Origin of the sequence: Leptothoe sp. LEGE 181152 (assembly GCF_032906605.1) — a bacterium.
Taxonomy (GTDB): domain Bacteria; phylum Cyanobacteriota; class Cyanobacteriia; order Phormidesmidales; family Phormidesmidaceae; genus Leptothoe; species Leptothoe turfae.
Map to the genome: position 1 here is coordinate 319,583 of NZ_JASATU010000017.1, position 24,674 is coordinate 344,256.

At 47.5% G+C, this 24,674-nt stretch carries 20 protein-coding genes; 7 read left to right on the top strand and 13 right to left on the bottom strand.

Annotated elements, in window-relative coordinates; translation table 11 throughout:
- The first annotated feature begins 17 nt into the window (after window positions 1-17).
- Window positions 18-5,762 carry an AAA family ATPase gene (locus tag QGP82_RS09650; RefSeq protein ID WP_499058658.1) on the top strand — a complete coding sequence of 1,915 codons (5,745 nt, stop codon included), beginning with the start codon at window positions 18-20 and terminating at the stop codon, window positions 5,760-5,762.
- A 43-nt stretch (window positions 5,763-5,805) separates the two neighbouring features.
- On the opposite strand, the gene QGP82_RS09655 is transcribed toward QGP82_RS09650, so the two are convergent.
- Both QGP82_RS09655 and QGP82_RS09660 read right to left on the bottom strand, forming a co-directional pair.
- A complete protein-coding gene (locus QGP82_RS09655; protein ID WP_499058660.1) occupies window positions 5,806-6,276 on the bottom strand; it encodes a hypothetical protein in 471 nt (156 codons plus the stop codon).
- A gap of 169 nt (window positions 6,277-6,445) precedes the next feature.
- Window positions 6,446-7,531: a DJ-1/PfpI family protein gene (locus QGP82_RS09660; protein ID WP_499058663.1), complete on the bottom strand. Its 1,086-nt coding sequence runs from the start codon at window positions 7,529-7,531 to the stop codon at window positions 6,446-6,448.
- A gap of 100 nt (window positions 7,532-7,631) precedes the next feature.
- Between QGP82_RS09660 and QGP82_RS09665 the strand changes: the two genes are divergently transcribed.
- The gene (locus QGP82_RS09665) at window positions 7,632-7,886 is read left to right on the top strand and encodes a hypothetical protein (RefSeq protein ID WP_499058664.1); all 255 of its coding nucleotides are present in this window, start codon (window positions 7,632-7,634) and stop codon (window positions 7,884-7,886) included.
- 308 nt (window positions 7,887-8,194) lie between these two features.
- Here the strand turns inward: QGP82_RS09665 and QGP82_RS09670 are convergent, their stop codons facing one another.
- Window positions 8,195-8,791, bottom strand: coding sequence for a LabA-like NYN domain-containing protein (locus QGP82_RS09670; protein WP_499058666.1), 597 nt, complete (start codon window positions 8,789-8,791; stop codon window positions 8,195-8,197).
- A 560-nt stretch (window positions 8,792-9,351) separates the two neighbouring features.
- On the opposite strand from QGP82_RS09670, the gene QGP82_RS09675 reads away from it, so the two are divergent.
- Entirely contained in the window at window positions 9,352-9,885 is a 534-nt protein-coding gene (locus QGP82_RS09675; RefSeq protein ID WP_490795383.1) for a pentapeptide repeat-containing protein, read from the top strand.
- 263 nt (window positions 9,886-10,148) lie between these two features.
- On the opposite strand, the gene QGP82_RS09680 is transcribed toward QGP82_RS09675, so the two are convergent.
- The 4 genes from QGP82_RS09680 to QGP82_RS09695 form a co-directional block, all read right to left on the bottom strand.
- On the bottom strand, window positions 10,149-10,346 hold the full coding sequence (locus QGP82_RS09680) for a hypothetical protein (protein ID WP_163702664.1): 198 nt from the start codon (window positions 10,344-10,346) through the stop codon (window positions 10,149-10,151).
- Between the two features lie 77 nt (window positions 10,347-10,423).
- Complete coding sequence (locus QGP82_RS09685) at window positions 10,424-11,362, bottom strand: CHAD domain-containing protein (RefSeq protein WP_499058670.1); 939 nt, start codon at window positions 11,360-11,362, stop codon at window positions 10,424-10,426.
- Between the two features lie 125 nt (window positions 11,363-11,487).
- The gene (locus QGP82_RS09690) at window positions 11,488-11,667 is read right to left on the bottom strand and encodes a hypothetical protein (RefSeq protein ID WP_499058672.1); all 180 of its coding nucleotides are present in this window, start codon (window positions 11,665-11,667) and stop codon (window positions 11,488-11,490) included.
- Window positions 11,668-11,777: 110 nt separating this feature from the next.
- Entirely contained in the window at window positions 11,778-12,590 is an 813-nt protein-coding gene (locus QGP82_RS09695; protein WP_499058674.1) for an acyl-CoA desaturase, read from the bottom strand.
- 234 nt (window positions 12,591-12,824) lie between these two features.
- Between QGP82_RS09695 and QGP82_RS09700 the strand changes: the two genes are divergently transcribed.
- The 3 genes from QGP82_RS09700 to ltaE all read left to right on the top strand — a co-directional run bounded on the left by QGP82_RS09700 (window position 12,825) and on the right by ltaE (window position 15,780).
- Window positions 12,825-14,192, top strand: coding sequence for a (Fe-S)-binding protein (locus QGP82_RS09700; protein ID WP_499058676.1), 1,368 nt, complete (start codon window positions 12,825-12,827; stop codon window positions 14,190-14,192).
- A gap of 111 nt (window positions 14,193-14,303) precedes the next feature.
- Window positions 14,304-14,729 carry a thiol-disulfide oxidoreductase DCC family protein gene (locus QGP82_RS09705; protein ID WP_163664932.1) on the top strand — a complete coding sequence of 142 codons (426 nt, stop codon included), beginning with the start codon at window positions 14,304-14,306 and terminating at the stop codon, window positions 14,727-14,729.
- Window positions 14,730-14,751: 22 nt separating this feature from the next.
- Window positions 14,752-15,780: a low-specificity L-threonine aldolase gene (gene ltaE, locus QGP82_RS09710; protein WP_163664933.1), complete on the top strand. Its 1,029-nt coding sequence runs from the start codon at window positions 14,752-14,754 to the stop codon at window positions 15,778-15,780.
- Window positions 15,781-15,860: 80 nt separating this feature from the next.
- On the opposite strand, the gene QGP82_RS09715 is transcribed toward ltaE, so the two are convergent.
- The gene (locus QGP82_RS09715; protein ID WP_499058680.1) at window positions 15,861-16,538 is read right to left on the bottom strand and encodes a YHS domain-containing (seleno)protein; all 678 of its coding nucleotides are present in this window, start codon (window positions 16,536-16,538) and stop codon (window positions 15,861-15,863) included.
- Between the two features lie 704 nt (window positions 16,539-17,242).
- Between QGP82_RS09715 and QGP82_RS09720 the strand changes: the two genes are divergently transcribed.
- The gene (locus tag QGP82_RS09720) at window positions 17,243-18,214 is read left to right on the top strand and encodes a phycobilisome rod-core linker polypeptide (RefSeq protein WP_499058682.1); all 972 of its coding nucleotides are present in this window, start codon (window positions 17,243-17,245) and stop codon (window positions 18,212-18,214) included.
- A 131-nt stretch (window positions 18,215-18,345) separates the two neighbouring features.
- On the opposite strand, the gene QGP82_RS09725 is transcribed toward QGP82_RS09720, so the two are convergent.
- The 5 genes from QGP82_RS09725 to QGP82_RS09745 all read right to left on the bottom strand — a co-directional run bounded on the left by QGP82_RS09725 (window position 18,346) and on the right by QGP82_RS09745 (window position 24,657).
- Window positions 18,346-19,650 (bottom strand): glycoside hydrolase family 10-like protein, encoded by a 1,305-nt coding sequence (locus QGP82_RS09725; RefSeq protein ID WP_499058684.1) that lies wholly within the window; start codon window positions 19,648-19,650, stop codon window positions 18,346-18,348.
- On the bottom strand, window positions 19,643-20,491 hold the full coding sequence (locus QGP82_RS09730; RefSeq protein ID WP_163664942.1) for an HAD family hydrolase: 849 nt from the start codon (window positions 20,489-20,491) through the stop codon (window positions 19,643-19,645). The genes QGP82_RS09725 and QGP82_RS09730 overlap by 8 nt, the downstream gene beginning before the upstream one ends.
- 167 nt (window positions 20,492-20,658) lie before the next feature.
- Window positions 20,659-21,273 (bottom strand): helix-turn-helix transcriptional regulator, encoded by a 615-nt coding sequence (locus tag QGP82_RS09735; protein ID WP_490794585.1) that lies wholly within the window; start codon window positions 21,271-21,273, stop codon window positions 20,659-20,661.
- A gap of 542 nt (window positions 21,274-21,815) precedes the next feature.
- Window positions 21,816-23,843: a dynamin family protein gene (locus QGP82_RS09740; protein ID WP_163664946.1), complete on the bottom strand. Its 2,028-nt coding sequence runs from the start codon at window positions 23,841-23,843 to the stop codon at window positions 21,816-21,818.
- 46 nt (window positions 23,844-23,889) lie between these two features.
- A complete protein-coding gene (locus QGP82_RS09745) occupies window positions 23,890-24,657 on the bottom strand; it encodes a GntR family transcriptional regulator (protein WP_250564959.1) in 768 nt (255 codons plus the stop codon).
- Between the last annotated feature and the right edge of the window lie 17 nt (window positions 24,658-24,674).

The following is a 24,674-nucleotide window of genomic DNA, read 5'->3' on the forward strand; positions in this document are numbered from 1 at the left end:
ACGTTAATGTTTATTAGATGACTCGTAAGCTACATCAAACGATCGTAGACACCTCTATTCGGATACCTGGCTACGAAATTATTGAAAACCTCTACAGTAGCAAACGAACTCTGATCTATCGGGCCATACGTCAGGCTGATCAGCAAATAGTCATCCTAAAGTTATTTCATAATTCGGAGCCTAACCTTAAAGAACTTGTCCGGTTTCGTAATCAATACTTAGTCACTCAGCAGCTGCAACATCCAGGAATTCATCAGATCGAAGCCTTGCTGCCCTATCAAAATGGCCTAGCTTTGGTTATGCCTGCTGACGATCGCTGTTCTCTTAAAGATTATCTAGAGAATAATGTTCAAGCTGGCTTGCCCTTGGCTGAGGTGTTAACTATTGGCATTCAGATGGCCGAGGTGCTCCATTATTTGGGAGAAAAGCGCATTATTCACAAGGATATTAAACCGGCTAATATTCTGATTCATCCAGATACCTTACAGATTCAACTCATTGACTTTGGATTGGCATCGTTGCTGCCCAAGGAAGTTCAAGAGCTGTGTGCCCCCAAGCACTTAGAAGGGACATTGGCCTACATGGCTCCAGAGCAAACGGGGCGCATGAATCGTGGGATTGATTATCGTGTGGATTTCTATAGTTTGGGGGTGACGCTGTATCAGTTGCTAACAGGGAAGCAACCTTTTTGGGCCTCTGACTCCTTAGGGTTGATTTATTGTCATTTGGCTCAGCCACCTACTCCACCGGTTGAGATTCTGGGTGTTGAATCCGGTCAACCCATTGATATTCAAAGGATACCGACGGTTGTCTCTGACATTGTGCTCAAGTTAATGGCCAAAAATGCAGAGGATCGTTATCAGAGTGGCCTGGGGTTGAAGTATGACTTGGAGCAGTGTCTATGTCAGTGGCAAGAGACCGGCACGATTACTGACTTTGAGCTGGGACAACGAGATAGGTGCGATCGCATCTTACCGCCCCAGCATCTCTATGGACGCGACACAGAGGCAAAAAAACTGCTAGATGCATTTGACCGAATCACAGCGGGGAGTGTTGAACTAATATTAGTCGCTGGTTTTTCTGGCATTGGTAAAACAGCCGTTATTAGTGAAATCCATAAACCCATTACTCGCCAGAGAGGCTATTTTATCCAAGGCAAATTCGACCAATTTAACCATAGTCTGCCATTCTCCGCCTTTGTCCAAGCCTTTCGCAACTTAATGGGCCAGTTATTGGGAGAATCAGATACGGCTCTGGCTGCATGGAAAACAAAAATCCTGGAAATCGTTGGAGAAAATGGGCAGGTTTTAATCGACGTCATCCCTGAGTTAGAGTATATTATTGGCCCCCAATCCAGGGTTCCTCAACTGTCTGGCAGCGCGGCTCAAAACCGCTTTAATTTACTCTTCAGCAAATTTGTTGGTATCTTTACCACCCAAGATCATCCTCTAGTCATTTTTCTAGATGATTTACAGTGGGTGGACTCAGCCTCTTTAAGGCTACTGGAGCTATTGCTCACTCAGTCAGACGCAGATTGTTTATTGATTTTGGGTGCCTACCGAGATAATGAGGTGTTTCCAGAACACCCTCTAATGTTGACACTGGAACAACTTCAAAAGCAACAGGCCAGCCTCAGGACATTAACACTGGCACCCTTAACAGCCAAAGATGTTACCCACTTAGTTGCAGATACGTTACGGTGTCCTGCAAACACCGTAACTCAGTTATCACAAAGGCTCTATCCCATTACCCAGGGGAATCCATTTTTTACCCTTCAATTTTTGCAAGGTCTCTATGAGGAAGGCTGCATACAGTTTGATGCAGCAACGGGTAGCTGGCAATATAACCTGACACACATGCAACAGGTTGAGTTAGCCGATGATGTGGTGGACTTTATGGTGAAGCGTCTGCAGAAATTACCCGCTGCAACCCAGGAAACTTTAAAGTTGGCAGCTTGTATTGGCAATCGCTTTGATCTTGAAACATTGGCTATTATTTGCGAGATCCGTCAGGGGGAGGTGGCGGCAAATTTATGGAAGAGTTTACGAGCAGGGCTGATCATCCCAGAAACTGAAATCTATAAGTTTTTCCAAAGAGCTGATAGAGGTGTTGCCAGCCTTAAAGATATTACAGTTGACTACCACTTTCTACACGATCGGGTTCAACAAGCCGCCTATGCTCTGATTCCGCAAACTGATAAACAAGCAATTCATCTTAAGATTGGACAGCTACTTTTAAAGAAAATGTCTCCCAGTGATCAAGAGGAGACCATTTTTACGATCGTTGGCCAGCTTAATATGGGTCGTGATCTTTTGACCACGCAAGCAGACCGCAAACAGTTGGCTCAGCTAAACTTACAGGCAGGCCGTAAAGCTAAAGCATCCACAGCCTATAGTGCTGCCCTTGGCTATTTGACCATTGCCCGCCAACTGTGTGCTCCAGATAGTTGGCAACATGACTATCAAGCTACTTTGGAGACTTTTATTGAGGCATTAGAGTTAGAGTACTTGAATACCAACTTTGATGTGGTAGAACCCCTTGCTGACGAAATTCTTCTTAAAACACAAAATTTGCTTGATCGCATCAAAGTCTATGAAATAAAAATTCGAGTGTGGATTGGCTATGGAGATCAACATCGGGCATTAGAGATCGGTCTGGATGTTCTCAAGCTTTTAAATATCCCTCTTCGTCACCATAAGCCTGATTCTGTTGCTAATGTTGCAGGGCTGATTGATGTCCCAGCCATGAACGATCCATACAAATTGTCTGCCATGACTATTATGGCCCACATCATTACACCTGCGTGGGCCGTCAGCCCTGATGATTTTAAGAGAATCACCTTTACTATGGTGGATCTGTCCCTACAACATGGAAACTGTGCGGCTTCTGCCTTTGGCTATGTCTGGTATGGCACTCTGCTATGTGAAACCCTAGGCAATATTAGCGAAGGCTATGAATTTGGCCGATTATCCGTTGATTTACTCAATCACTTTGATGCCCGTGAATTAGAGTCTAAAGTATTAGTTTTATATGCCAGCTGTGTGATTCTTTGGAAGGAACATATTGAGAAATCTCTTCCTGTCCACCTTAAAGGATTACAGCGGGGGTTGGAAACAGGAGATTTAGAGTTTGCCAGTTATGGTGCTGCTGAATATGGTCAGTACCTGTTTTTAACTGGCGCACCTCTGACACAGGTACGCGATGAGGTTGAGCAAAAAATCTCGATTATTCATAAGCTCAAGCAAAACTTTCATATTGACTACTTAGCACCCTGGCTCCAGGGAATCCTTAATTTATTGGGGAACAGTGAAACCACGACCACATTAGATGGCCCCACTTATAATGAGGAGCAACGTCTTCCCATACTAATTGAGCAAAAACAATTAACTACAGTATTCGTTGCTTATTTTGTTAAAAGCTTTTTAAGTTATCTGTTTGAAGACTTTGACCAGGCTGTTGAAAATGGACAGCGGGCACGAGACCACAGTGGTGGGGTGGCTGGAACATTTTTTATTCCAGTCGAAATGTTTTATTCTTCACTAGCACGGATTGCTCGTTTGGAAAACCTTGAATCTTCTAAACAACAGTCTGAACGTCAGAATATTAGTGAGTGCCTTGAAAAATTAAAACGCTGGGCCATCCATGCCCCCGAAAATTATCAACATAAGTGCGATCTGATAGAAGCAGAGCTAGCAAAGCATGATCGCCAATTATTAGTAGCAATGGAGCAATATGATCGTGCCATTGGCAACGCGAAAAAGAACAAATACCTTCAGGAAGAGGCATTAGCTAACGAACTAGCGGCAAAATTTTATATTGATTGGGGTAAAGAAAAAGTTGCAGTAGGCTATATACAAGAAGCCTATACCTGCTACAGACGCTGGGGAGCTACGGCCAAAACAGATAAGTTAGAGCAGCGCTACCCCAAGTTATTGGGACCAATTCTTCAAAACCATTCAACGGAGATTGTTTCTATCGTTTCCCCTGCCACACACAACAACTCGACCAAGGGTACTGATCAATCATCCGGTGATTGGGAACTCAACTCTGCGGACTTTATTCCAATTATGCAATCAGCCCAGGCTCTGGCTCAGCATACCGACATCAATGAACTGATTCGACAACTGATCCAAATTGCCTTAGTTAGCTCAGGTGCTCAAACCTGCATGATTGCCTACTTCAACACCCATGAGCAATGGATTGTTCAAGGCAGCCATATCCCTCACAACAGAACAGATAGTGCTGAACAATCTTCTACGGCCTTAATAACTCCCATGGAGTATCCTAACCATCTAATCCATTGGACTAAAAATACTAAAACTGTGGTGGCTATAGACAGCCAAAGTCCTCTGGCCGTCGTCGATCACTATCTACTTGACCATCGACCTCAGAGTGCTTTTTGTGCTCCTATCCTGAAAGGTGAAACGGTTCTTGGCGTCCTTTATCTTGAACATCGCCATGTTGCCAATATTTTCACCAAACGAGATCAGCTTATTCTGTCGTTTTTATGTGCCCAATCTGCCATTGCCTTTGAAAACACGCATCTCCGTCAAGTTACCCAAACGTTACGAACCGAGCAGACGTATTTCACCACACTCTTGGCCAATATTCCCCATATGGCATGGCTTCAGGATCTCAGCGGCCATATTTTAGCGGCTAATCCAGCCTTTGTCCAAACCTTTGGTCAAGGTACTTTACCAGGTATGGTCGGCCAACATTACACCGATTGGCTGCCAAAATCACTAACAGAAAAGTTCCAAGCGGATGCCCTAGAAGTGACCGTGACTGGTCAACCAAAAGTGACTGAAATCGAGATTATATTGATTAATAGTCCTCCCCGTTGGTACGAAGTCATCAAAAATCCAATCCGTGATACAAAAGGTCAAATAACTGGCATGGTTGGTATCTGGATTGATATTCAAACGCGCAAACAAAACGAGATTGCACGTCAAGCTATGGAGCACCATTACCAAACTCTCTCTACTCAAATGCCCGGTGTGGTCTTCCAGTTATGTCAAGAAACAGATGGTGTTCTCAGTTTTCTCTATATCAGCATCACCTGCTATGAGCTATGCCAGCTGTCAGCCACTGCCATCATGACCAATGCAAATTGCCTACTGGGCATGATTCACGACGATGATATTGCCGGAGTCAAAGCAGCCATTAACCAATCTGCTGAGACATTAACTCCCCTATTATGGATGGGGCGCTTTGTTTTACCCTCAGGGGAAGTCAAATGGATAAGACTAGCTGCTCGTCCTGAATCTAACAGACAAGGAGCAACTATCTGGGATGGGGTACTGCTAGAAAGCGATGTCCCTATACAACCTGCCACTCAAAATACTCCCATCTCAATCAATCACCGAACGGCTGCCCTGACCAAAACCAAAATGTGGAAGTTTGCCCAGGCGCAATTAACCGAACCTTTAGGCACACCAGAGTACTCTAATTCTTTCTTAGAGCAGGTCAAAGCAACCTTGGTTGAACTATTGCCCATGGGGCAATGCTCAGCAGTGAGCGTCGCTAAGAAATTAGAAGTTAGTCCGCGTACTCTACGGCGGCGTTTACAAGATGAAGGAACAAACTTTAAGACCATCGTATCCCAAATACGGATGGCCCTTGCCAAACATTATCTACGTCAGTCTGATCTAACCTGCAAGCATATTGCTACCTTGATTGGATACGATAATCCGAGTTCCTTCACTCGAGCTTTTCACACAGCAACTGGCACAACTCCTGAGGAATTTCGTGAAACTCAGTAGGAAAGATAGGTAAATCGATTTTTAGTATCGACAGACACTAAGACTATTGTTCTTTCCGAACAATCAGCCAGGGCATCACCGCAAACAAGCAAAGCATGATGTAGTAAACCGTACCAGCTATGGGGTCACGAGTAGCAATATACTCACCCATGGAAAGTCCCCGTAGCCCCAGAACCAGGCCCCATTCTGCACCCAGCAAACAAGCCAGTGCCACTAAGCCCATGCTGAGCCTGGACCATAGCACCGGCGGCACCGCTAGTTGCTTCACAACCCAGTAGGCAGCTACAACAACGGCCATTAACATCAGAGGCATTTCCAACAGTTCAGCCAGTCTGACCCCAAATTGAGGCTCTATCCATACCACTCGAATGAACCCCAACAGAAAACCTATTCCAAAAACAGTCACAAAGTAGATTAATCCGGCCTTTACACTTAGCCATAGCGTCGTTAGTCGATGAAAAGACTTTTCTTCATTGTTGTAACTGTTTAGATTTTGATCGGTGGAGCTTTGCATTACCTCTAACCCCCTAAATTAGCCTACATCGCTACTTTAGGGAAAAAGCATGAGGAACCTGTGAGGCAAACAAGTGATGTCTTCACAAGTGTCTCAGAATTAAATGCTTGAACCCGTGGAGGGCAGCGTGGGCAGCGTGTCGTACGGGGTTAAATTAATGCAGTAGCAACTATCGGGCAATAGCCGCTACTGTCGTTGGAATCGGTGGCTCTACGCGAGTGCCAGCATGGGTACGATAGAACATCGCTAGCTTCTGTTCAGAATGTGCCAGATCCTGTTCAACAGTATTCAATAGATCAACCGTCAGCGGATCAGTGAGCCGATTGCAAAGACGATAGAGATCGATCACGCCCGTTTGCAAATCTCCGAGGGCTCGACGCATTAGGGAAAGCTCATCGCTGGATTGTAACCAGGCCTGCAGGACAGCATAGGCTTCACTACCTAAAGCTTGCCAAGTGACCTCTCCATGGAATGTGCCTTTTAATCGCTTTTCCAGCTGGTTCACATGGCGCTGTTTTAATTCACTAATGTCTTTAAACAACAGACGTAAGTCTTTGTCTCTTGCCCGATAGCTATACTGCTTAAAGGCTTCTAATGTATATCTCTCTCCAATAATAACGGTGTTAAGAGCCTGAGTCAGCTCGCGTCTGGTAGAACCACCCCAATCCTGACCCAGCTCCCACCATTCATGACCATGTTTCCCTGTATCGGGCAAGTAGGTATCTTCTATGGCGAGTCCCAGCTCTCCCAATAATGTAGTGGTAAAGATGGGTAGATCGCCAGGACGACGTGCAGTTAGCAGATGCTCATCCACAGCAGCCGGGGCGTCTAAGTAGGTTGCGCCTGCATTTTCAATATCCTTACGAATAGCGCGGCAGCCAGTCGCGCTCTTATTTTTGAGAAGATCCGCTTCAATTAAAACTTGGGGACCATAGCCAATGGCTGCGATCCATTTACCTTGAAGATTTGCATTTGTCACTAGTCGAACAACGTTGGGATTAGTGCGAATACTGCCACCAGGGATAACAAAAGCGTCAAAGTCTTCAGCAACAACCTCCGTCGCTGTGGCATCCGGTTTAATCGATACGGTGCCTCGATAACTTTGATATTCATCATTCATACGTGCCCCGAGCACCGTTACCGTTGCCCCTGCCTTTTGCAAGGCGGTATAAGGAACTTGAAACTCCAGATCCTCAAATTGATTTTCAATCAGAATAGCAACTTTCTTCCCAGCAGCTTCATTTTTAGGTGTCATGGTTTTGGCTTCCGTAATGGGGTGCTTCCTTACAGATAAAGAAAGCCATACTTAACGCTAGGGTAAGAGCCTGAGGAAATTATGAAGGGAGAAAATCCTAATGCTCACATTTCACACAATTCTAGAACCTGAAGAACATTGGGATGATCTATTGGAGAAAGAGGTGATTTATTTCGGTAATGAGGCAGCTCCAGTTGAAATTGTGGCGATGTCAAAGGGCATGACCTCGGGACGAACAAGCATCAGCATGCGGTTAGATCTACCCGATGGTCGCGTGATAATTATGGAGACGGCTCTGTATGAGTTAGATAGAGCGGTGAAAACCATCCAAAAGCATTTTGGCGAATGCGTCTAAAGGGGACTGCCCAAACATAAAGACTCAGGTTGGGGCTGTAGATGGGTGGATGGGTGATGGGGGAACGGGGTGATTAGTTAAGCGCAAGCGTCTAATAGCCAAAATATCATCTATAGTCCAGCCACCCATATGGCTGATTAAGGCTAAATCAAGGGTGGCTGAATGTAAATTTCTGGCATTGCTGATCTTTAGAAGGGGGTTGGCGATGAGGGGCCGTTACATAGCAATGACGCTAGACTGGTTCATCCTCTAAATCAGCAATCACTATAGTCTTAAGGTATCTGAGCACCCCTGCACAGGCAAATTCATTATACTCTAGCTGTCAGGGGTCGATAGATATAGTGATCTTCGTTAGCCTTAGTAATTCTTTTGTGAACAGCTTTTTGAATGTCAGTTTTTATGGTGGAGAGATCTAGATAAGCATCGGCGACATTGATCAAATAATCACTCATCATAGATTTAAGACCAACTACCTCGACCCGTACCCCTTGTCTACTAACAGCATCAACGGCATAAGCCAAGTGGCCGTTACCGCTGACCAAAACAGCGGTGTCATAGTAAGGAGCCAGGGTGAACATATCAACCACCATTTCCACCTCTAAATTGATTTTCTTAGAGCCATCAGGCATTGGCACTAACTCTTTGGTAACGACTCGATAACCATTACGCCGCATCCATAGCAAAAAGCCCTGTTGTTTTTCGTTATTGCTATCCACACCTGTGTAGAAAAAGGCCCTTAGGAGTTTTGAATCCAAAGTTAGCGTTGCTAACAATTGGGTGTAGTCCAGCTCAATATCTAGCTGTAAGGCCGCATAAAACAGGTGCGAGCCATCAATAAAGATGGCAGTGCGACCACGATCCTGATGGGGCAGCAGGCTAGATAAACTGTTTTGATGAATCGTCATAATTAGGACCTACTAAATTCTACAGAGGGGTGGGAATAAGCACAGATCGTCAAGCTTTGAAGGTGCGATCTGCCTATGGCTCCATGGGCTTGAATTCAATGTTGCCGCTATGTTCAAGTGTGATGTAAACAGTTGTTGGGAACGGGTTACCATTCTCGTTATATTTCATAAGCTTTCTTTTTATAGTGCTGACGGATAAGCAACCTGATGCATCACACAGATGGCTATACTTCACACACTAATTTCTAAAAATGAAAAAGTTCTGAAATGCCACAGGTATTGCTTGCCCATAGATCAGTGTGGGGCATTGCAATCCATTAACAACCTGTGTCGCTTTTTATAAAGTACGCCAAGATAGGGATACCGTTAGGAACAGTGTTGACGAACGGCGAATCATTAATCGCACATTAATCGCACATTTGTGTGACGATCCATCACAACAAACCATAGATCGTATCAATTCTCTGTCGTAGGTATTCCGCCAATAGCGCCAAACTGTTTCATGTCAGTTAGAGAGCCCCACCTCTTTACCTTGGACAACCCCCTATAGGAGACACACCATGATTAATATTCAACAACTCCGCCACGAATATAACCAAGGCTACCGCGATTTCTCCGGCGTTAGCCTGCATAATGCCAACCTCAGCCAAGCGCACTTCAGCGGCGTAGACTTTAGCCAATGCGATCTCAGCGGCGCAGACCTTAGCAATGCAGACCTTAGCCGCAGTGACCTCAACAGCGCCAACCTCACCGATGCCGATGTCACTAAGGCCGACCTCAGCGGTAGCAAGCTCATGGGCGCTAACTTTATCGGGGCCGATCTGTCAGGCACGAGTCTTGTCGGAGCCGACCTGAGCCAGGCCGACCTCAGAATGGCCAACTTAGAAGGAGCCGATTTGAGAGGTGCTAATCTTACCGCCGCCATTGTCAGTGGCGCTAACTTCTGTAATGCCAACTTAACCGCTGCCTGCTTAGACGAAACTGGCTTAGAGGAAGTAGATCATGACGGTGCTAACCTTTGCCATCTCAGAACCCCTGTAATGAATGGCGCAGACACCACAGCTCATCGCTGGGTTACCTGGGGCGCACATTAAAAAATAGTCTAAGTGTTTCTCCGTAGGGGCGCGCTGCTGTGCGCCCTTTTAGGCTGTTTACCAATAATCAATTACCTGTTTCCTGGGTCTCCTGAGAATGGCCACAAAAAAAGAACGCAAAGAAATACGTCCCTCCAGAGATATTCGTTTTCTTATGCAAATCTCTTACCCAATCAAAAAGAGATAGCTGTTCTCTTTGAAGATATAGCCAATATCAACAAGAAAATTTCAGGCAGTTACCACTATTTTACCTCGGGCGCACATCAGTGTGCCCCCACAACCTCAGCATCCGATACGACTAGTGGCCTAAACAACATATTACTCAACACAGCATGCACTTCATCGGCACCACAGCTATCCGCCTCCGGCATTTCCTGACGGCAGTCAGGACAATACAAATACACCTCACCATGACGAATATGTCGTAACAGCGAACTATTGCAACAAATACAGTAACTCATAGTCACCTCCAACCTGTAGTGCTGTTACATTAATAGGCTACAAAGTTGAAGATTTTATGAGGGCGGGTAAAATCTGGCTACACCAAGAACAGCTGATGTAAAGCATCACGCTGGGTTGCAGACACATAAGGCTGCCGTAGTTCTAACCACTGCTGCCATAGCTGATGATGTTGCTTCTGAAAACACCGATGTAAGCTAGGCAATTTTTTCGCCCACTTAGAACCGAGCATGGTCACCAAAAATGATTGCACAACTAATTCATCTTGCAATTCACCCAGCACATCCTGCATCTGTCTGAAGGTGTTTACCTGGGCTCTATAGTCTTCGCCATAAAACTCTCTAAATAATGCCATCTGATAACGCACACCTTTAATGTGTTTGCGCAGATCATGGACCTGTTCAAGCTTAGTTGTGTCAGTTGCATCCACCACTAACCAGCCAGGATGCAACAATAGCTGACAGATCATCGGCAACTGAACGTCTGGCAAAGCGACTGTCAAAGGCAATCTCGATACGGACTGATATTGCGGCTGTTTCAGCCATTTTTTGATGACCTTGAACAGTTGTTTATAGGCCTTACTCCGCAGTAGCTTGTCAGTTTGAACTCGACATTGCTTACGTTGCTTTTTCAGCGTTCGGTTTAAGGTGCGTAGCACTTTTATTTCCGATTTTTTCAACTTAGTCTGGCTACTGTACTTTTTAAGCCAACCTTGCAATATATCCAGGTCTCGCATGCGCCCCAAAGCTTTGCCCAGTTGCTTCAGGGCACGATCACTAACTGCATCGGGTAAAACCAAGGCAAAGTCAAAGGCTGCTCGCACCGTCCGCAGACGACGCAAGCCTACACGCATTTGATGCACAAATTCAGGATCGCGATGATGGGCCAGCACACCCTTTTCGTGCTGGAGAATATGATCAACATATTTTTTGATGGCCTGGTGGGCATAGTCACCAACACATTCGGGTTTTTCTTTTACCGGTAGCTGGGCAATAGCTGACACAAGTTGGGGTTTCATGCGATGCGCCCCTGATTTCATAGAGCCAATTTCAGCCTATCGTATCGCCTTTAGTCTGTGGTTTTTCCTTAGAATTTCTCCACCTGATTAGGAATAGGTAACAACCGATCAAGCAGGCTCTCTAGCTATATTTTCAGAATTATCTTGAGCCCCAGCCGATAGCTCAAATTAATGGCCATCGCTGGGTCGCTAATTTCATACACCGCTGTCAGGTTTACTTTTAGACCCACTCCATCGGTCGTCAGCACTGCCTGCCCCGGCACACTCAGATACTGATCCGTAGTAAGGAAGGGGGCAGTGGGCAACCCTCAGCTAGTCATACTAGCCGGAGGAGCTTAACGGTCCCTTAACGGGCATTATGGTCTCCCAGATTGCCCCTGTGATATATCAAAAGTAAGCCCCTACAGAAATTCCATTAATTGGCTGTTTTCACCTTTTGAGCCAGACCAACCGCCTGCAGCAATCGGATTATTTGCCATACGGGATCAATTTCCCACCAGCTTTTCTGAAAACAAGCAGAAGACTGACAGGCGTGATGATTGTTGTGCCAGCCTTCCCCATAGGTGAGTATGGCCACCCACCAACAGTTGGTAGACATGTCATCGGTGTCAGTGGAACGGTAGCCAAACTTATGACAGGCGCTGTTCACAAAGCAAGTGCCATGGAAGCTAACGAGCAGTCTGACAAATATGCCCCAGACAAGAAATGGCATGCCACCCATTAGATATAGCAGCAGTCCCAGAGCCACCTGTAGTGTGATGTAGTGGTTATGGCAAAACTGATAGAATTTATCGTCACGGATATCTTGAGTCATGCGAGGTAGCAAGGATTGGGTAGGCACCGTATGCATTAGCCAGTTGATATGGCTCCACCAAAATCCCTTACTAGCACTGTGGGGATCGAGTGCTTGATCAGTGTGCTTGTGATGCAGTCGATGATACCCCACCCAGCCATATACGCCCCCCTGAAAGGCGAGGGTACCCAGCAAAATGAACAGGTGTTCTAACCACAGAGGTACTCGCAAACTGCGATGGCTAGCCATTCGGTGAAAGCCGAGGGAAATGCCGAGACCTTGAGTCAATGCATGTAAAAAAATAGCGATGCCAATGGCTCGCCAACTAAAATTGCTTGGCAGCAGCGCCAGGAGAGCGAGTAAGTGAAGAATGACCGTTGAAACAACCACCGTCCAGCGTAACCGTGGGGTGGGTAGAGCTGCTGTAGTAACCAAGGATTATTACCTAAATAAGTAAGACTGATTGAGGGGTTCTTCCCCTATGGCAGACTAACATATTCGTCTTGTATCGCTTCATTTCCAGGCCATTACCACCTTAGGTACAGACCACTCGTGTGGAGTATATTTATTTGCTCCATTAGCTTATTCAATCGACAAAAGGTGTTTTAGGGCCATGACATCATAACGAAAACGATAAGCTAGTTAGAGTATTGCCTTTTGCTCCTTTGAATGCAGACTTCGGAACCATCTACGGCGGCCTCTCTTAAGCTTAATACGGACCTGGACTCTAACACGGTTGGGTTTGATGCCCATGAGCCCCCTGACCAATCTTTAATTGATGCCTGTGTCCACTGTGGATTTTGCCTGACGACATGCCCTAGCTATCGGGTTATTGGTAAAGAGACTGATTCGCCTCGGGGTCGCATTTATTTGATGGATGCCATCAACAAGGGAGAGGCCCCTCTGTCTGCGGCATCGGCCAGTCATTTTGATTCTTGTTTGGGGTGTTTAGCCTGTACAACTTCCTGTCCGTCTGGAGTGCAATATGACCGGTTGATTGACTCGGTGCGATCGCAAGTCAATCGTAATCATCAGCGCCCTCTCCCCATCAACCTGATCCGACAGTTAATTTTCTCCCTATTTCCCTACCCCGACCGCATTCGTCTGCTGTTGGGCCCCCTTGCCCTATATCAATGGCTAGGGGTATCGAAAGTCATCCGCAGCACCGGCCTATTAGAGCGTTTTTCACCGCAGCTGGCGGCGATGGAATCAAACTTGCCTGCGGTCACTCCCAAGTGCTTCCAAGACAATCTGCCAGAAACCGTACCTGCCCAAGGCAAAAAACGCTACCGAGTTGGCATGGTGCTGGGCTGTGTTCAACGCGTCTTTTTCTCTGACGTCAATGAGGCAACGGCCCGCGTACTGAGCGCTAACGGCTGTGAAGTGGTGATTCCCAGAAGCCAGGGCTGCTGCTCCGCTCTGCCCGCTCACCAGGGAGAAACTGACCAGGCCCAGGCCCTTGCCCGTCAGATGATCGACAGCTTCGCCGACACCGCCGTAGACTACGTCATTATCAATGCCGCTGGCTGTGGTCACACCTTAAAAGACTACGGTCATATTCTTAAAGACGACCCCGACTATTGCGACAAAGCGGTCGCTTTTAGCGACAATGTTCGCGATATCCAGGAGTTTCTTGCCGAGGTAGGGTTAACCGCCAAACTCTCTGCCGTGACGGATACCCCCCTCAAGCTGGTCTATCAAGATGCCTGTCATTTACGCCATGGCCAGGGCATCACCCAGCCACCCCGCCAGTTGCTGAAACAAATTCCTAACGTCAGTGTTGCTGACCCCATTGATGCAGAACTTTGCTGCGGTAGCGCTGGTGTTTACAACATGCTGCAGCCGGAAGTTGCCAATGAATTGGGCCAGATGAAGGTGACTAATTTGATGAATACAGGAGCGGCCCTGATCGCTTCGTCGAATCCAGGCTGTGCCCTTCAGATTCAAAAGCATCTTGAGCTCCAGGGAAAAACGCTGCCGCTGATGCACCCAATTGAATTACTGGATAAGGCCATTAGTGGCGAAAAACTAGATTGAAGCGTACGTGCGATCGCGATGCTGGAGGGTGAGGATATCCCATCACCCAGCCACCAGCAATAATCGGAAAATCCCTTTAGACTACCAAAGGAAACAAACGCATCTGCACCCATGGCCGACTGGAAAATTAAGCTGCTCTATGACGGTGACTGTCCTTTGTGTCTGCGCGAAGTAAATTTTCTCCGAAAAAAGGACAATGGTCGTGGCCTAGTAGTCTTTACAGATATTGCTGCGGACGATTATGATCCTGCTGCAAACGGGGGTGTTTCCTTTGAAATAGCGATGGCTCGCATTCATGCGGTCCTACCCGATGGCAGTGTGATTCAAAATGTTGAGGTGTTTCGTCGAGTCTATACCACACTGGGTATCGGCTGGATGTATGCCCCTACCCAGTGGCCTGTGCTGGGGCCTTTAATAGACAAAATTTACGACATTTGGGCGGACTGGCGTTTAAAACTCACAGGTCGCCCAGATTTAGCCACTATAATTGCCCAACGCAACCAGCGGTGCCAGCCTGAGGAAACCTGTCGGTTGTAATCGGTCAGAAGCAACCAAGCCCATGCCCATTGATCTGAGAAGCGACACCATTACACAACCGACCCGTGGTATGCGGGAAGCCATTGCCACCGCTGAAGTTGGGGACGATGTCCTGGGAGATGATCCCACTGTTCGGCAGCTAGAGCGATTTGTGGCGGGTCTTTTGGGCAAGGAAGCGGCGGTCTTTATGCCCTCTGGCACCATGACCAACCAGATTGCGCTGCGCACCCATACGGAACCGGGCGATGAGGTGATCTTAGAATCCCAGGCGCACATTTACTATTACGAAGGTGGGGGTCCCGCTGCCCTATCCGGTGTGATGTGTCGCCTGATCAACGGAGATCGTGGCGTTTTCACGGCGGCAGATGTGGAAACGGTTTTGCGTCCCGCCGATGTTCATTTTCCAAAGACTAAATTAGTCTGTCTAGAGAATACCCATAACCGAGGTGGGGGCAAGATTTATCCCCTGTCCGAGATAGATGCGATCGCGCAGGTCTGCAAACAGCACGGTCTCAAGCTTCACCTTGATGGTGCCCGGCTGTGGAATGCCTGCATTGCCACCAACACCCCTGAGGAGCAATACGTTAAAGCCTTTGATTCCGTCAGCGTATGTTTTTCCAAAGGTCTCGGTGCGCCCATCGGCTCTGCCCTGGCTGGGTCCCATGACTTTATTAAGCGAGCCCGACGCTTCCGCAAAATGTTTGGCGGTGGTATGCGACAGGCAGGCATGATGGCGGCAGGGGCCATCTATGCCCTTAAGCACCATCGCGCCCATCTAAAAGAAGATCATCTTAACGCCCAAACCTTAGCCAAAGGTCTGGCAGAAATTCCAGAAATTATCATTGACCCTACAGCCGTGGAAACCAACATTGTTGTTTTTCACACAAAAATGTTACGCGCTCAGGTGCTGGTAGATCGTCTTAAGCTAAAAGGCGTTTATGTTTTACCGGTGGGGCCAAAGTCTATTCGAGCGGTGACTAATTTAATGGTGACAGAGGAGCAGATTCTACAGGTTCCAGATCTGGTGGACCTTTCCCTCAATGAAAGTTAAAAGAAAACTCTCTCTATCGGGAAAGGGTATCCTGATAGAACAACTGCTTTAGGGGTGTCAAGGACAAAAAGAATCCAAACCTAGAAATAGACAGCTCCAACAGTGTCATAGTAAACAACATTGGAAGTCTCTAAAATGCTGGGCCACTTAGAATCTGCTTTAGAAATGTTGCCAGGAATATCTCCCTTCCACTGCGTTTGAACATCCAGACTGTAGTTGAGATAGAGTTTACCCTCAACAATATCCCAAGCCTCAGGTACTGTTGAAGCCAGATTCCCTTCACTCAAAGCCTTTGCACAGTAACCACCATACTGGGGGGCATAGGCTTCGGGGTTGCTAGCAAACAGTTCTTTATTAGCCGCACTAGAGAAACGCCAGGTAGCACCGTTCCACTCATACGCATAGTCGCCGCTGCCTTCAACCGGCGCACCAACCGTAAAATAAGCCACTGGGTCATACCCTCGAATAGCAAGATTATCCTCTGCCTGAGGATCGGAGAAAACGGTTGGGATAGCAGCAGCTACAGAGGCTGCACAAGGATCAGCCGCACAAGGATTTGCAGCGCCAGCGCAAGGGGCCGCCGCGCAAGGGGTCGCCGCCGCGCAAGGATTCGCCGCGCAAGGGGTCGCCGCACAAGGATTAACAACGCCAGCAGCGCAAGGATTGGCCTGGGCAGGGATGAACTGAGTTGGAGCCACGACAGCTGTAAAACTAACAATCGAAGCGGCAATCAGAGTAGAAAAATACTTGATTTTCATGGACCTGATACTTCCTAAAGGCTAGAGGGTATTACGTTGGCAGCACCAGGGATATATTGGCATCAACTCCATGCTTGAACCTGAGATTGCGCTGAACTAACCATGAGCTTTAGTCCGTTATTCAATGAGCCCTTCTCATATAATGAGCCCTTCTCATATAATGAGCCCTTCTCATATAATGAGCCCTCATGCTGATTGGCCCATCACTGTTGCCATGCCGTCACATCGTATCCAAACTGCTCACCTGTTAGCCTGTGCAGCAGATCAGTCACTACCACAGGCTCCCCTCAAACCTGGGCAATCCCCATGTGATTTTACGTTTTGTTACGTTTTTTAATTTTCTAAAGTAGCGAACCAGCTATTTGAATGCCCATCCAAAGGATCAAATCAGAGAGTATCTCAGCTGATACAACTTGGGACTAATTCAACCAAGCCCTTACTCTTCAATGATTTTGAAGGATAGAAAAGTAAGCCATATCCACCCTGGCAGTCAGCATTTGCTGCATTCAACGTTCATTGACGAGGCACCAGTCACGCTGATAGGATTGGCCCTGTAATCTACGTCCCCTGTAGGTTTTCAGCGAGTTTTTAGCTCCTTACTTTGTGGGAGAATAAAAATTTTAATTTACGTCCTTAATGAGACTAAACAGAGTCCGTTAAGTGTGTGAGGTTGTCAAATTTGTTTTTTCTAAAGGGCTTAGGAAATGCTTAAAGGGTTATCTGGCGTCTTAGAACAATCTAAGAACCTCAAGCTGCCAGTACTGAATGGAAAAAAACCAACTGAAGCCAAGCAGGCGAGTGAGCCTAAAGCTGTAGCCGCACCAGCCCCTGTCACATCACCTACGCCTAAGGCCGTCGCTGCTCCGAAACCTGTAGCCAGTAAGGAGGTAGACGGTCGGATTCAAATTTGGACAGCCCCAGAAGATAAGGCTAAAACTTTACCGACGAAATATCGCGACGCCATTGCTGGCAGTGTTGTCGCTGAATACACTGGCGATGCCCTATCCCAAGGGAATGCCGATTTGGTGATTGCTGCAGCTTACAAACAGGTTTTTGGTAATGCCCATCTGATGGAGTCTGAGCGTTGCACCATTGCCGAATCAAAAGTGCGCAGCGGCGAAATTAGCGTGCTTGAGTTTATTCGGGCTCTGGCTAAGTCTGATCACTACAGATCATTGTTCTGGGAAAAGCATCCCAATGTGACTGCCATTGAATTGAATTTCAAGCATCTGCTGGGCCGTGCCCCTAAGAACTATGCGGAAATTTCCGAGCATATTCAAATCATTGCAGAGGGTGGTTTCGACGCTGAAATTGATGCTTATTTAGATAGCGATGAGTATTTCCAAACGTTTGGAGATATGTATGTGCCCTATCCCAGGGGCTATAACACTCAGACTGGTGTCAACGGATTAGGCTACACTCGCTCATTTTCCCTATTTGGTGCTGCTTGTGGGAGCGATAAGTCTAGGTTTGGTGGCGATAACCCTGGATTGAAGCCCAATCTACTGTCTGAGGGGCCTGGTGAGATTCCTGACATCAGGGCGATTCCTGATTCCTATTCAGCGGAGTTGGTTAAAACGTCCATACCCCGCGTACCTAAGGAGCTATATAGCATTGCTCGGGAACTGCTAGGAGAAATGCGCGCTAGAAAAGGTCTTGCACCTCTTAATTACTAAGTGTCATAGCTTGGTTAAGCTTGTCCCTTCCTTGTGCTTCTCCCTAACATCTAGGGAGAAGCACAAGTGTATTTTAGGAAGTTTTGATATCACCTGATATTCCAGGGTGTGCCCAAGGCATCATCTCACTGTCAAGACTGAAACAAGCGCTCTAGGGTTTGTCTCACTTCTAGGTCAGTCGCTTTTCTCAGGACCCAGAATGTTGTTTCCCATGAGAAAAAGGCAACACCACGGTAACCTGCCTGCTGTACAGCTGAAATTTCATCTACTGTACGATTGAAATCTTTTGCTGCTGCCAGTGGCCCTGTGTAGAGACCAATGGCAATGGGAACCTGGTTACGCAGGTTATGAAACCCGCTGCTATACAAGTCTTTTTCAAAGATGCTGAGGTCGTCACGGTAAAGCTGCACGACCACCTCATCGACGATGCCTAAATTGACCCACTGGACCCAGTCTTGAAGGTACTTGCGATAGGCAAACCCAGGTGGATTGGGAGAAACTGAAATAATCGCTTCTGGGCGTACCTCTTTGACCGCTTGGGTAATGTTGGTTAGTAGCGTAGTAATGGCGTGGGCCCGCCAGGCAACCCAACCCGGAGCACTGGGATCATCGGGGGGTGGCGCACCGCCATGGGTGTCTTTATAGAGCTGCACTGAATAAGGGTCGTAGCCCATGGACATTGGCAAACTAAAGTGATCGTCCAACTGGATACCGTCCACTGGATAGCGCTTGACCACATCGACAATCAAGTCGATCATGAACTGGCGTACCTCTGGGTGCATGGGGTTAAGCCAGGCAATATTGCCACCGGTAATCTCCATTTGGACGTTTTTTAGGGGCTGCGGCAGCAATGGATGGGCCGATAGCGGTGCCGGAATATTAGCTCCTGCTCGGTTAGTGGTTAACCACTCGGGATGAGCCCTGGCAATGGGCGATGTTGCTGGCACCATGAGGCCATACTCAAACCAAGGGATCAGGCGCATGTTGTGGCGGTGGGCCTGACGGGTAAGGCTATGGAGAATATCATCAAAGGGATAGAGGGGGACATTGGCGATGCGATCGCAACATCGCCCGCCCGCTTTTTTAGTCACCTCATTGGGATACAGCGTATACCCCTGGTTCCAAACGCTGGGATAGAGTGTATTGATCCGATGCTCCGCCAAGTTAGCCACCGCATCATCCAGGCGAAAGCTGAAGTAGTTCATAGCCGCCGCCACATTGGTCATCCACACACCGCGAATCTGGTTGCTGGTGGTCAACTTGACCGCTGGAGCCTGCCAACAGGCCAACACGAGCCACACCGCCGCAATGCCCAAAGCCCAATAGCGCCGTCGCCTACGTCTGGCTAATTTAGCCCGTAGTAACAAGCGTGACTGCTTCGATGATTTAGCAGGGGAGGTCCTGGATGATTTACCAGGGGACTTAGCTTCAGACATTCACCATTGACCAACGGGATTCTAAGTATTTCACTACGCTATCTTCACTGTGGTGACCAATGATTTCGGTTGCATGTTGCTGTAGTTCCAGCGTCGCATTCGCCGTTGCCACTGCCACATCGGCCAGTTGAAACATGGAAATATCGTTGTTGTGGTCTCCAAACACGGTCAGATCGTGATCATGCAGCTTGTGAAATGCTTGCAATTCACGAATACCCCTTGCTTTAGTTGCCGATCGATCCTGTAGAGTCAGCCAGTACCAATCAGGCTGATAGGGATTTTCGAACAGATGCATATCAAGACAGCCAGGAAAGTGCTGATTCAACGCTTGTTCCAGATGGGTTAAACGCGCTTTCGTATCAATCAGTGTAAACCGCATCACCTGTTCGTCAAAGATTTCCGTTAAGTCAGTCCGACAGTGCCAACGGCCATCTTCATTACGCTCAGCATCATCGATGTACCATTGGATGCCTGGATTCACATCATGGGTGAAATAGACATGGTCATCTTGACCGTTATAACTAGAAATCAGCGGTTTAACGTCATAATCTTGCACTAACTTTAGAATTTTTATGGCCAGCTCCGTGGCAATGTCATTCACAATCAGATGCTGCCCGGTGGTCAAGTCAGTAATATAGGCACCATTTAGCTCAATAACCGGTAATGGCAGTGATACGCCCTGAAAAATGGGGCCAACCGAACTGACACTGCGGGACGTGGCGACGGTAAATGGTAAACCGGATTCTAGTAGGCGCTTGAGAGTGGCTCGGGTGTAAGTGGACAAAGTGGCCGTTGGTGTTAGTAACGTGCCATCGAGATCTGAAACATACAGTGTGGGCATGGGCAATCTTGAGTCCAATACTCCTCAGAGTTGAGGAAAATCATACAAGCGAGGCTTTGTCCCACCTAGTTATGGCAGCTATGGGTGCCATTGTCTAGCGGTGGGCTCCTAAAGATTACATTTGTCCACCATGCTAAAGAATTGCTTGACGTTGTTAGCTGACATGGTTAACTGGCCAGGTTATCGGTGTAAGTCTCTTCTTTCACCAAGGCCATATGTCGTTTGACATAGATCTTCTTGATGTGTCTCTTCACCGTATTCACGGCAATGTATAGCTCGGCAGCAATTTCTCGATAGGTGTAGCCCGTGCGGTGTAGCAACCATACTTCTGCCTCACGGGGACTGAGACCATAGCGATCCACTTCAGTAATGGCCAAATTCCGTTTGGAATAGTTTTGATCTTCTAAGATCACCAAAATGTAAGCATTGTTGCCATGGTCACCAAAATCAAACCATCGGGCACGAATGCGAAAATGTTCGTGGGGTTTCACACTGAGTTCTGATTCGGCAACCACTGGACCCTCGGTATACTCGTTACAGCCTTGAATCAGTACCCGACAGGTGCGCCAGATTTCTTTGGGGATCTGGCCAGAATCGGTTTGGGTGATGCGATCGCAAATCTGTTTTGCAATGGAGTTACTGCGCACTAACTCACCCGTTTTCGTCAAAATCAGAATGCCATCAATCCAGCTGGTGATAATAGCATCCATCAGTTCACGGTTAGGGCCATGGACACCTAAGGGCGATGGTTGAGATAGCTGGTTAGGGTTTTGAGAAGTCATGGGGCTACGCACAGGTTCAACAGTGAGGTACAACAATCAGGTGTTTGAAGCCTGTTCAAACGGTTGCTCAAAAATTTGGCTTTGAATAAATGTCTTACAGCGTCAGCAAAACAGGCTCAACCGGGCTGAGTAGCTAGTTGAGTCCCAGCAGCAGATTCTCAAACAGAGTAAGAATAATCTTCGATACCAACTTGTCTTTATGAGAATTATGAGGAATTAGCCCCTGAATATCATTGCTGTTTCTGGACAATTGAGACTGCACTTTATTGCCATTTTTCGATGAATAATATTGCAGAAAACTGCAAAGGGGCTGCCCATCTCTCCCAACCATCAAAAGCAACATCGTTGCCAATCATCACTTTCACGGTGCTTACGACGAGATTGAGAGAGATTACCTAGCTGAGTTTTTTACCTCGTAACGCATGGGTAAAGAGAACCCTGATGTGGCTAACTCGTCTGGAGTAGCTACCATAGGTTATGGTGGGCAGATGTAGGGTCAGAGTATAGGCAAGGGATATCCGTAGGGAACTGCCACCCTACCGTTACACCATCCCCTGTAATACTTCTAATTCTTGCTGAATACTGTCTTCCAATGATTTCAATCGCTCTACCGTTTGCTCGCGATTGATCTCATTTTGTTGCTTTTTCTCCACCAGGCTGCTTAACTCCAAACGTCGCGCTGCAATATCACTGCTAATCCGCTCAATGGCCCGTTCTTCATAGGTACCAAAACAATCTGTTACCGCCTTGTAAATTGACTGCCACTGGTCCGCTGCAATCTGGGGCAAGTGCTTCACAAACTCTTTGCGCGTTGCCTTGATAAATTCTTGACGCACAAACTCTGCTTGCACTGCTAAAACCCCACCCGCAGCAGCAATCACACCAATAATATTTAAGAACAAACTGCTAAACAATAACCCTAAAATCTGTAGCGCAATCACAATACACACATAGCTCACCGCCATCTGCAACACTGATTGCCAAAAATGATTAAAGGGCTGGATCGCATCGTTCAACGTGTCGGGAATCTCATCAAAGAGATCGCGAATATTATCAATCCAAGGACGCGCTTCATCCGCAGTGTCTGTGCTGGGGGCATAGAATTTACGCCCCATCATTTTCTCGTGGATTACTTCGACCACTTCGGCATAGGCTACCTGATAATCCGCAGCGCTCTCATTGAGCTCGTCAAAGGACTGACCAATCTTTTGCTTGGCGGTAAACTCCCAGGCAGCTAGACGATCGTTAATATAACGCTCAAAGGCACGCTTGAATTCTTTGTAAAAGTCATCCCGTGCATCTTCATCTAGAAAATCAAGAAAATCCAGATCGGGCTGGGAAGCAACAAAATCGGTCTCGAAGGTTTCTTCTAAATTGAGGATATAGGTTTTGAAGGAATCAGCAATGGCTTTAGCTGTGCGATCGCATCTTCCCCGAATCAGCTGTCGGTAATTATCCCGAATCTTCTCCAGCTTGCCAAATTCCTCTTCAACTGAAGCGACCCGTTGCTGTAGTTCACTTAGATCTTCATCTAGTAAAGGAATCCGCCGGGCCACCGATTCTTGCACGGCGCTGTAGGCCCGATGGGCGAGCTTGGCCGCCCGCCGAATCTCTGCCTGACCACGGCTTTGGGTCAAAAAGGACTCCAGCTCAGTTAAAAACTTATCCACACCGCTACCGGCCAGGGATTTTCCCTGACGCCGCTGACGCAGGGCCGTTAGGGCTGATACCTCAAACCAGCTGGCATCTTCGGGCAGGCTCTGGGCAAATACCTGACGCTGACGCTGTTCCGCGTCAGTCAACGCGGCTGCATCCTCCGGATTAACCAGGCCGACTTTAATCCGGTCCCAGCCATTGACCACATAAAAGCAATCCAGATCGCGGCCTTGAATATAGTTTTGCAAGTAGCGCCGCTCGTCCAATGTCATCGGCTGCAACGCATCCAGCACAAACACAACGGCCTGGGCTTCGTTTAAATAGCTCAGCACCTGTTGGTTACGGGCTTCAGTATCATTGAGGCCTGGGGTATCAACGATTTCTAGTCCCGATGCCAGCAGCGGAGCCGGGCATTCAATCACCACATGGCTAATGTCAGGAAACGCATTGGTTTCCAGATGCCGGGCTTCATCGGCAGGAATCGTGTAGTCAGCACGGAAGGTATCAAAATCAATGGCTTTAGGGGATTTGCCATCGGTATAGTGCACCATCACCCGTTGCTCTGGGCCGTGGCGTAGCAGGCTCAATAATGCCGTGCAGGGATTGACATCACTTGGCAGCAGCGCCTCTCCCACCAGAGCATTGATCAGGGTGCTCTTACCCCGCTTCATTTCACCCAATACCACGATGCGATACTTGCCCTGCTGTAGCTGCTCCGCCGTACTTTTTAGGGTACGAATGTGGCGGGTTAACCCCAGTTGGCCAGACCGCTCCGTAGTTTCAGCCCGGTCCATTGCGATCGCAATTTGACTTAAAACCTGGGCTGCCTGCTTGCGACTATGGATAAGTGCATCAAGGCTGCCTGCCATTTGCGGGTGAGCATTGGAACCGTTTGCTGCCTGGGGTGTGACCATAAAAGCACGCTAGAACTACTAAAAGCGAAGGATTATCCGACTATACCTACAACCCAGTGTGCCTCAAATCCCCAAAATTGAGATCTGTGATCTCAGATGTGTAACAAAGCCAGTTAGAATGCGACAGCACCTTGCCACACACAACCGGCTGCAGGTTATCTGAAAAAACAACAAAATCAAGAACTAGCAACGGCATGCCTAACGGGATATTTAAGTGCTTGGTCAACTCATAGGTGGCAGGTACAGTCCCCAACGTCACTTTACCAGTACTGAGATTAACGCCGTTAGCCTTTAATGTGCTGTACGTAAACCCTTGCTGCAACTGGTCTGCCAGGGATGCACCAATTGTCTCAAGGAAATAGTCAATTTCTAGAGCAATGGGACTATCGTCAGCGTAAATGATTTTCTCTTGCTCATACACATGGGTTCCTTGAGCAACGGCGAGGGTGTGTGCTAGTTCAGCAGATGCCTGGGTTAGCTGAAATTTTAACGATTGGATTCGTCCCTCATAACCCTGTTCCCGAAAAGCAATATCGAAATGGGTCATGGGGTTAGAGATAGAAATGTTGATCTTGTGATGACCGCTGACAAAACTACCTTTACCCCGCTGACTTCTAACCAGACCTTGCTGAATCAGGTTTAAGATGGCTTTGCGGATCGTAGTACGGCTAACGCCAAAGAGTTCTCCAAGATCAAATTCACTGGGCAACCGTTGCCCCGGCTCATATTGACCCGCTTCAATTTTTTCTTTTAACTGCTCTGAAATAACCATGTGCAGTGGTTGTTTGGCTGCACCTGGCTCACTTGGAACCATAGAGTGTAAAGTCATTT

Excerpts from the sequence above, each read along its gene's own strand:
- QGP82_RS09650 (WP_499058658.1), top strand. The coding sequence starts at position 18 with ATGACTCGTAAGCTACATCAAACGATCGTAGACACCTCTATTCGGATA.
- QGP82_RS09655 (WP_499058660.1), bottom strand. The coding sequence starts at position 6,276 with ATGCAAAGCTCCACCGATCAAAATCTAAACAGTTACAACAATGAAGAA.
- QGP82_RS09660 (WP_499058663.1), bottom strand. The coding sequence starts at position 7,531 with ATGACACCTAAAAATGAAGCTGCTGGGAAGAAAGTTGCTATTCTGATT.
- QGP82_RS09665 (WP_499058664.1), top strand. The coding sequence starts at position 7,632 with ATGCTCACATTTCACACAATTCTAGAACCTGAAGAACATTGGGATGAT.
- QGP82_RS09670 (WP_499058666.1), bottom strand. The coding sequence starts at position 8,791 with ATGACGATTCATCAAAACAGTTTATCTAGCCTGCTGCCCCATCAGGAT.
- QGP82_RS09675 (WP_490795383.1), top strand. The coding sequence starts at position 9,352 with ATGATTAATATTCAACAACTCCGCCACGAATATAACCAAGGCTACCGC.
- QGP82_RS09680 (WP_163702664.1), bottom strand. The coding sequence starts at position 10,346 with ATGAGTTACTGTATTTGTTGCAATAGTTCGCTGTTACGACATATTCGT.
- QGP82_RS09685 (WP_499058670.1), bottom strand. The coding sequence starts at position 11,362 with ATGAAACCCCAACTTGTGTCAGCTATTGCCCAGCTACCGGTAAAAGAA.
- QGP82_RS09700 (WP_499058676.1), top strand. The coding sequence starts at position 12,825 with ATGCAGACTTCGGAACCATCTACGGCGGCCTCTCTTAAGCTTAATACG.
- QGP82_RS09705 (WP_163664932.1), top strand. The coding sequence starts at position 14,304 with ATGGCCGACTGGAAAATTAAGCTGCTCTATGACGGTGACTGTCCTTTG.
- ltaE (WP_163664933.1), top strand. The coding sequence starts at position 14,752 with ATGCCCATTGATCTGAGAAGCGACACCATTACACAACCGACCCGTGGT.
- QGP82_RS09715 (WP_499058680.1), bottom strand. The coding sequence starts at position 16,538 with ATGAAAATCAAGTATTTTTCTACTCTGATTGCCGCTTCGATTGTTAGT.
- QGP82_RS09720 (WP_499058682.1), top strand. The coding sequence starts at position 17,243 with ATGCTTAAAGGGTTATCTGGCGTCTTAGAACAATCTAAGAACCTCAAG.
- QGP82_RS09725 (WP_499058684.1), bottom strand. The coding sequence starts at position 19,650 with ATGTCTGAAGCTAAGTCCCCTGGTAAATCATCCAGGACCTCCCCTGCT.
- QGP82_RS09730 (WP_163664942.1), bottom strand. The coding sequence starts at position 20,491 with ATGCCCACACTGTATGTTTCAGATCTCGATGGCACGTTACTAACACCA.
- QGP82_RS09735 (WP_490794585.1), bottom strand. The coding sequence starts at position 21,273 with ATGACTTCTCAAAACCCTAACCAGCTATCTCAACCATCGCCCTTAGGT.
- QGP82_RS09740 (WP_163664946.1), bottom strand. The coding sequence starts at position 23,843 with ATGGTCACACCCCAGGCAGCAAACGGTTCCAATGCTCACCCGCAAATG.
- QGP82_RS09745 (WP_250564959.1), bottom strand. The coding sequence starts at position 24,657 with ATGGTTCCAAGTGAGCCAGGTGCAGCCAAACAACCACTGCACATGGTT.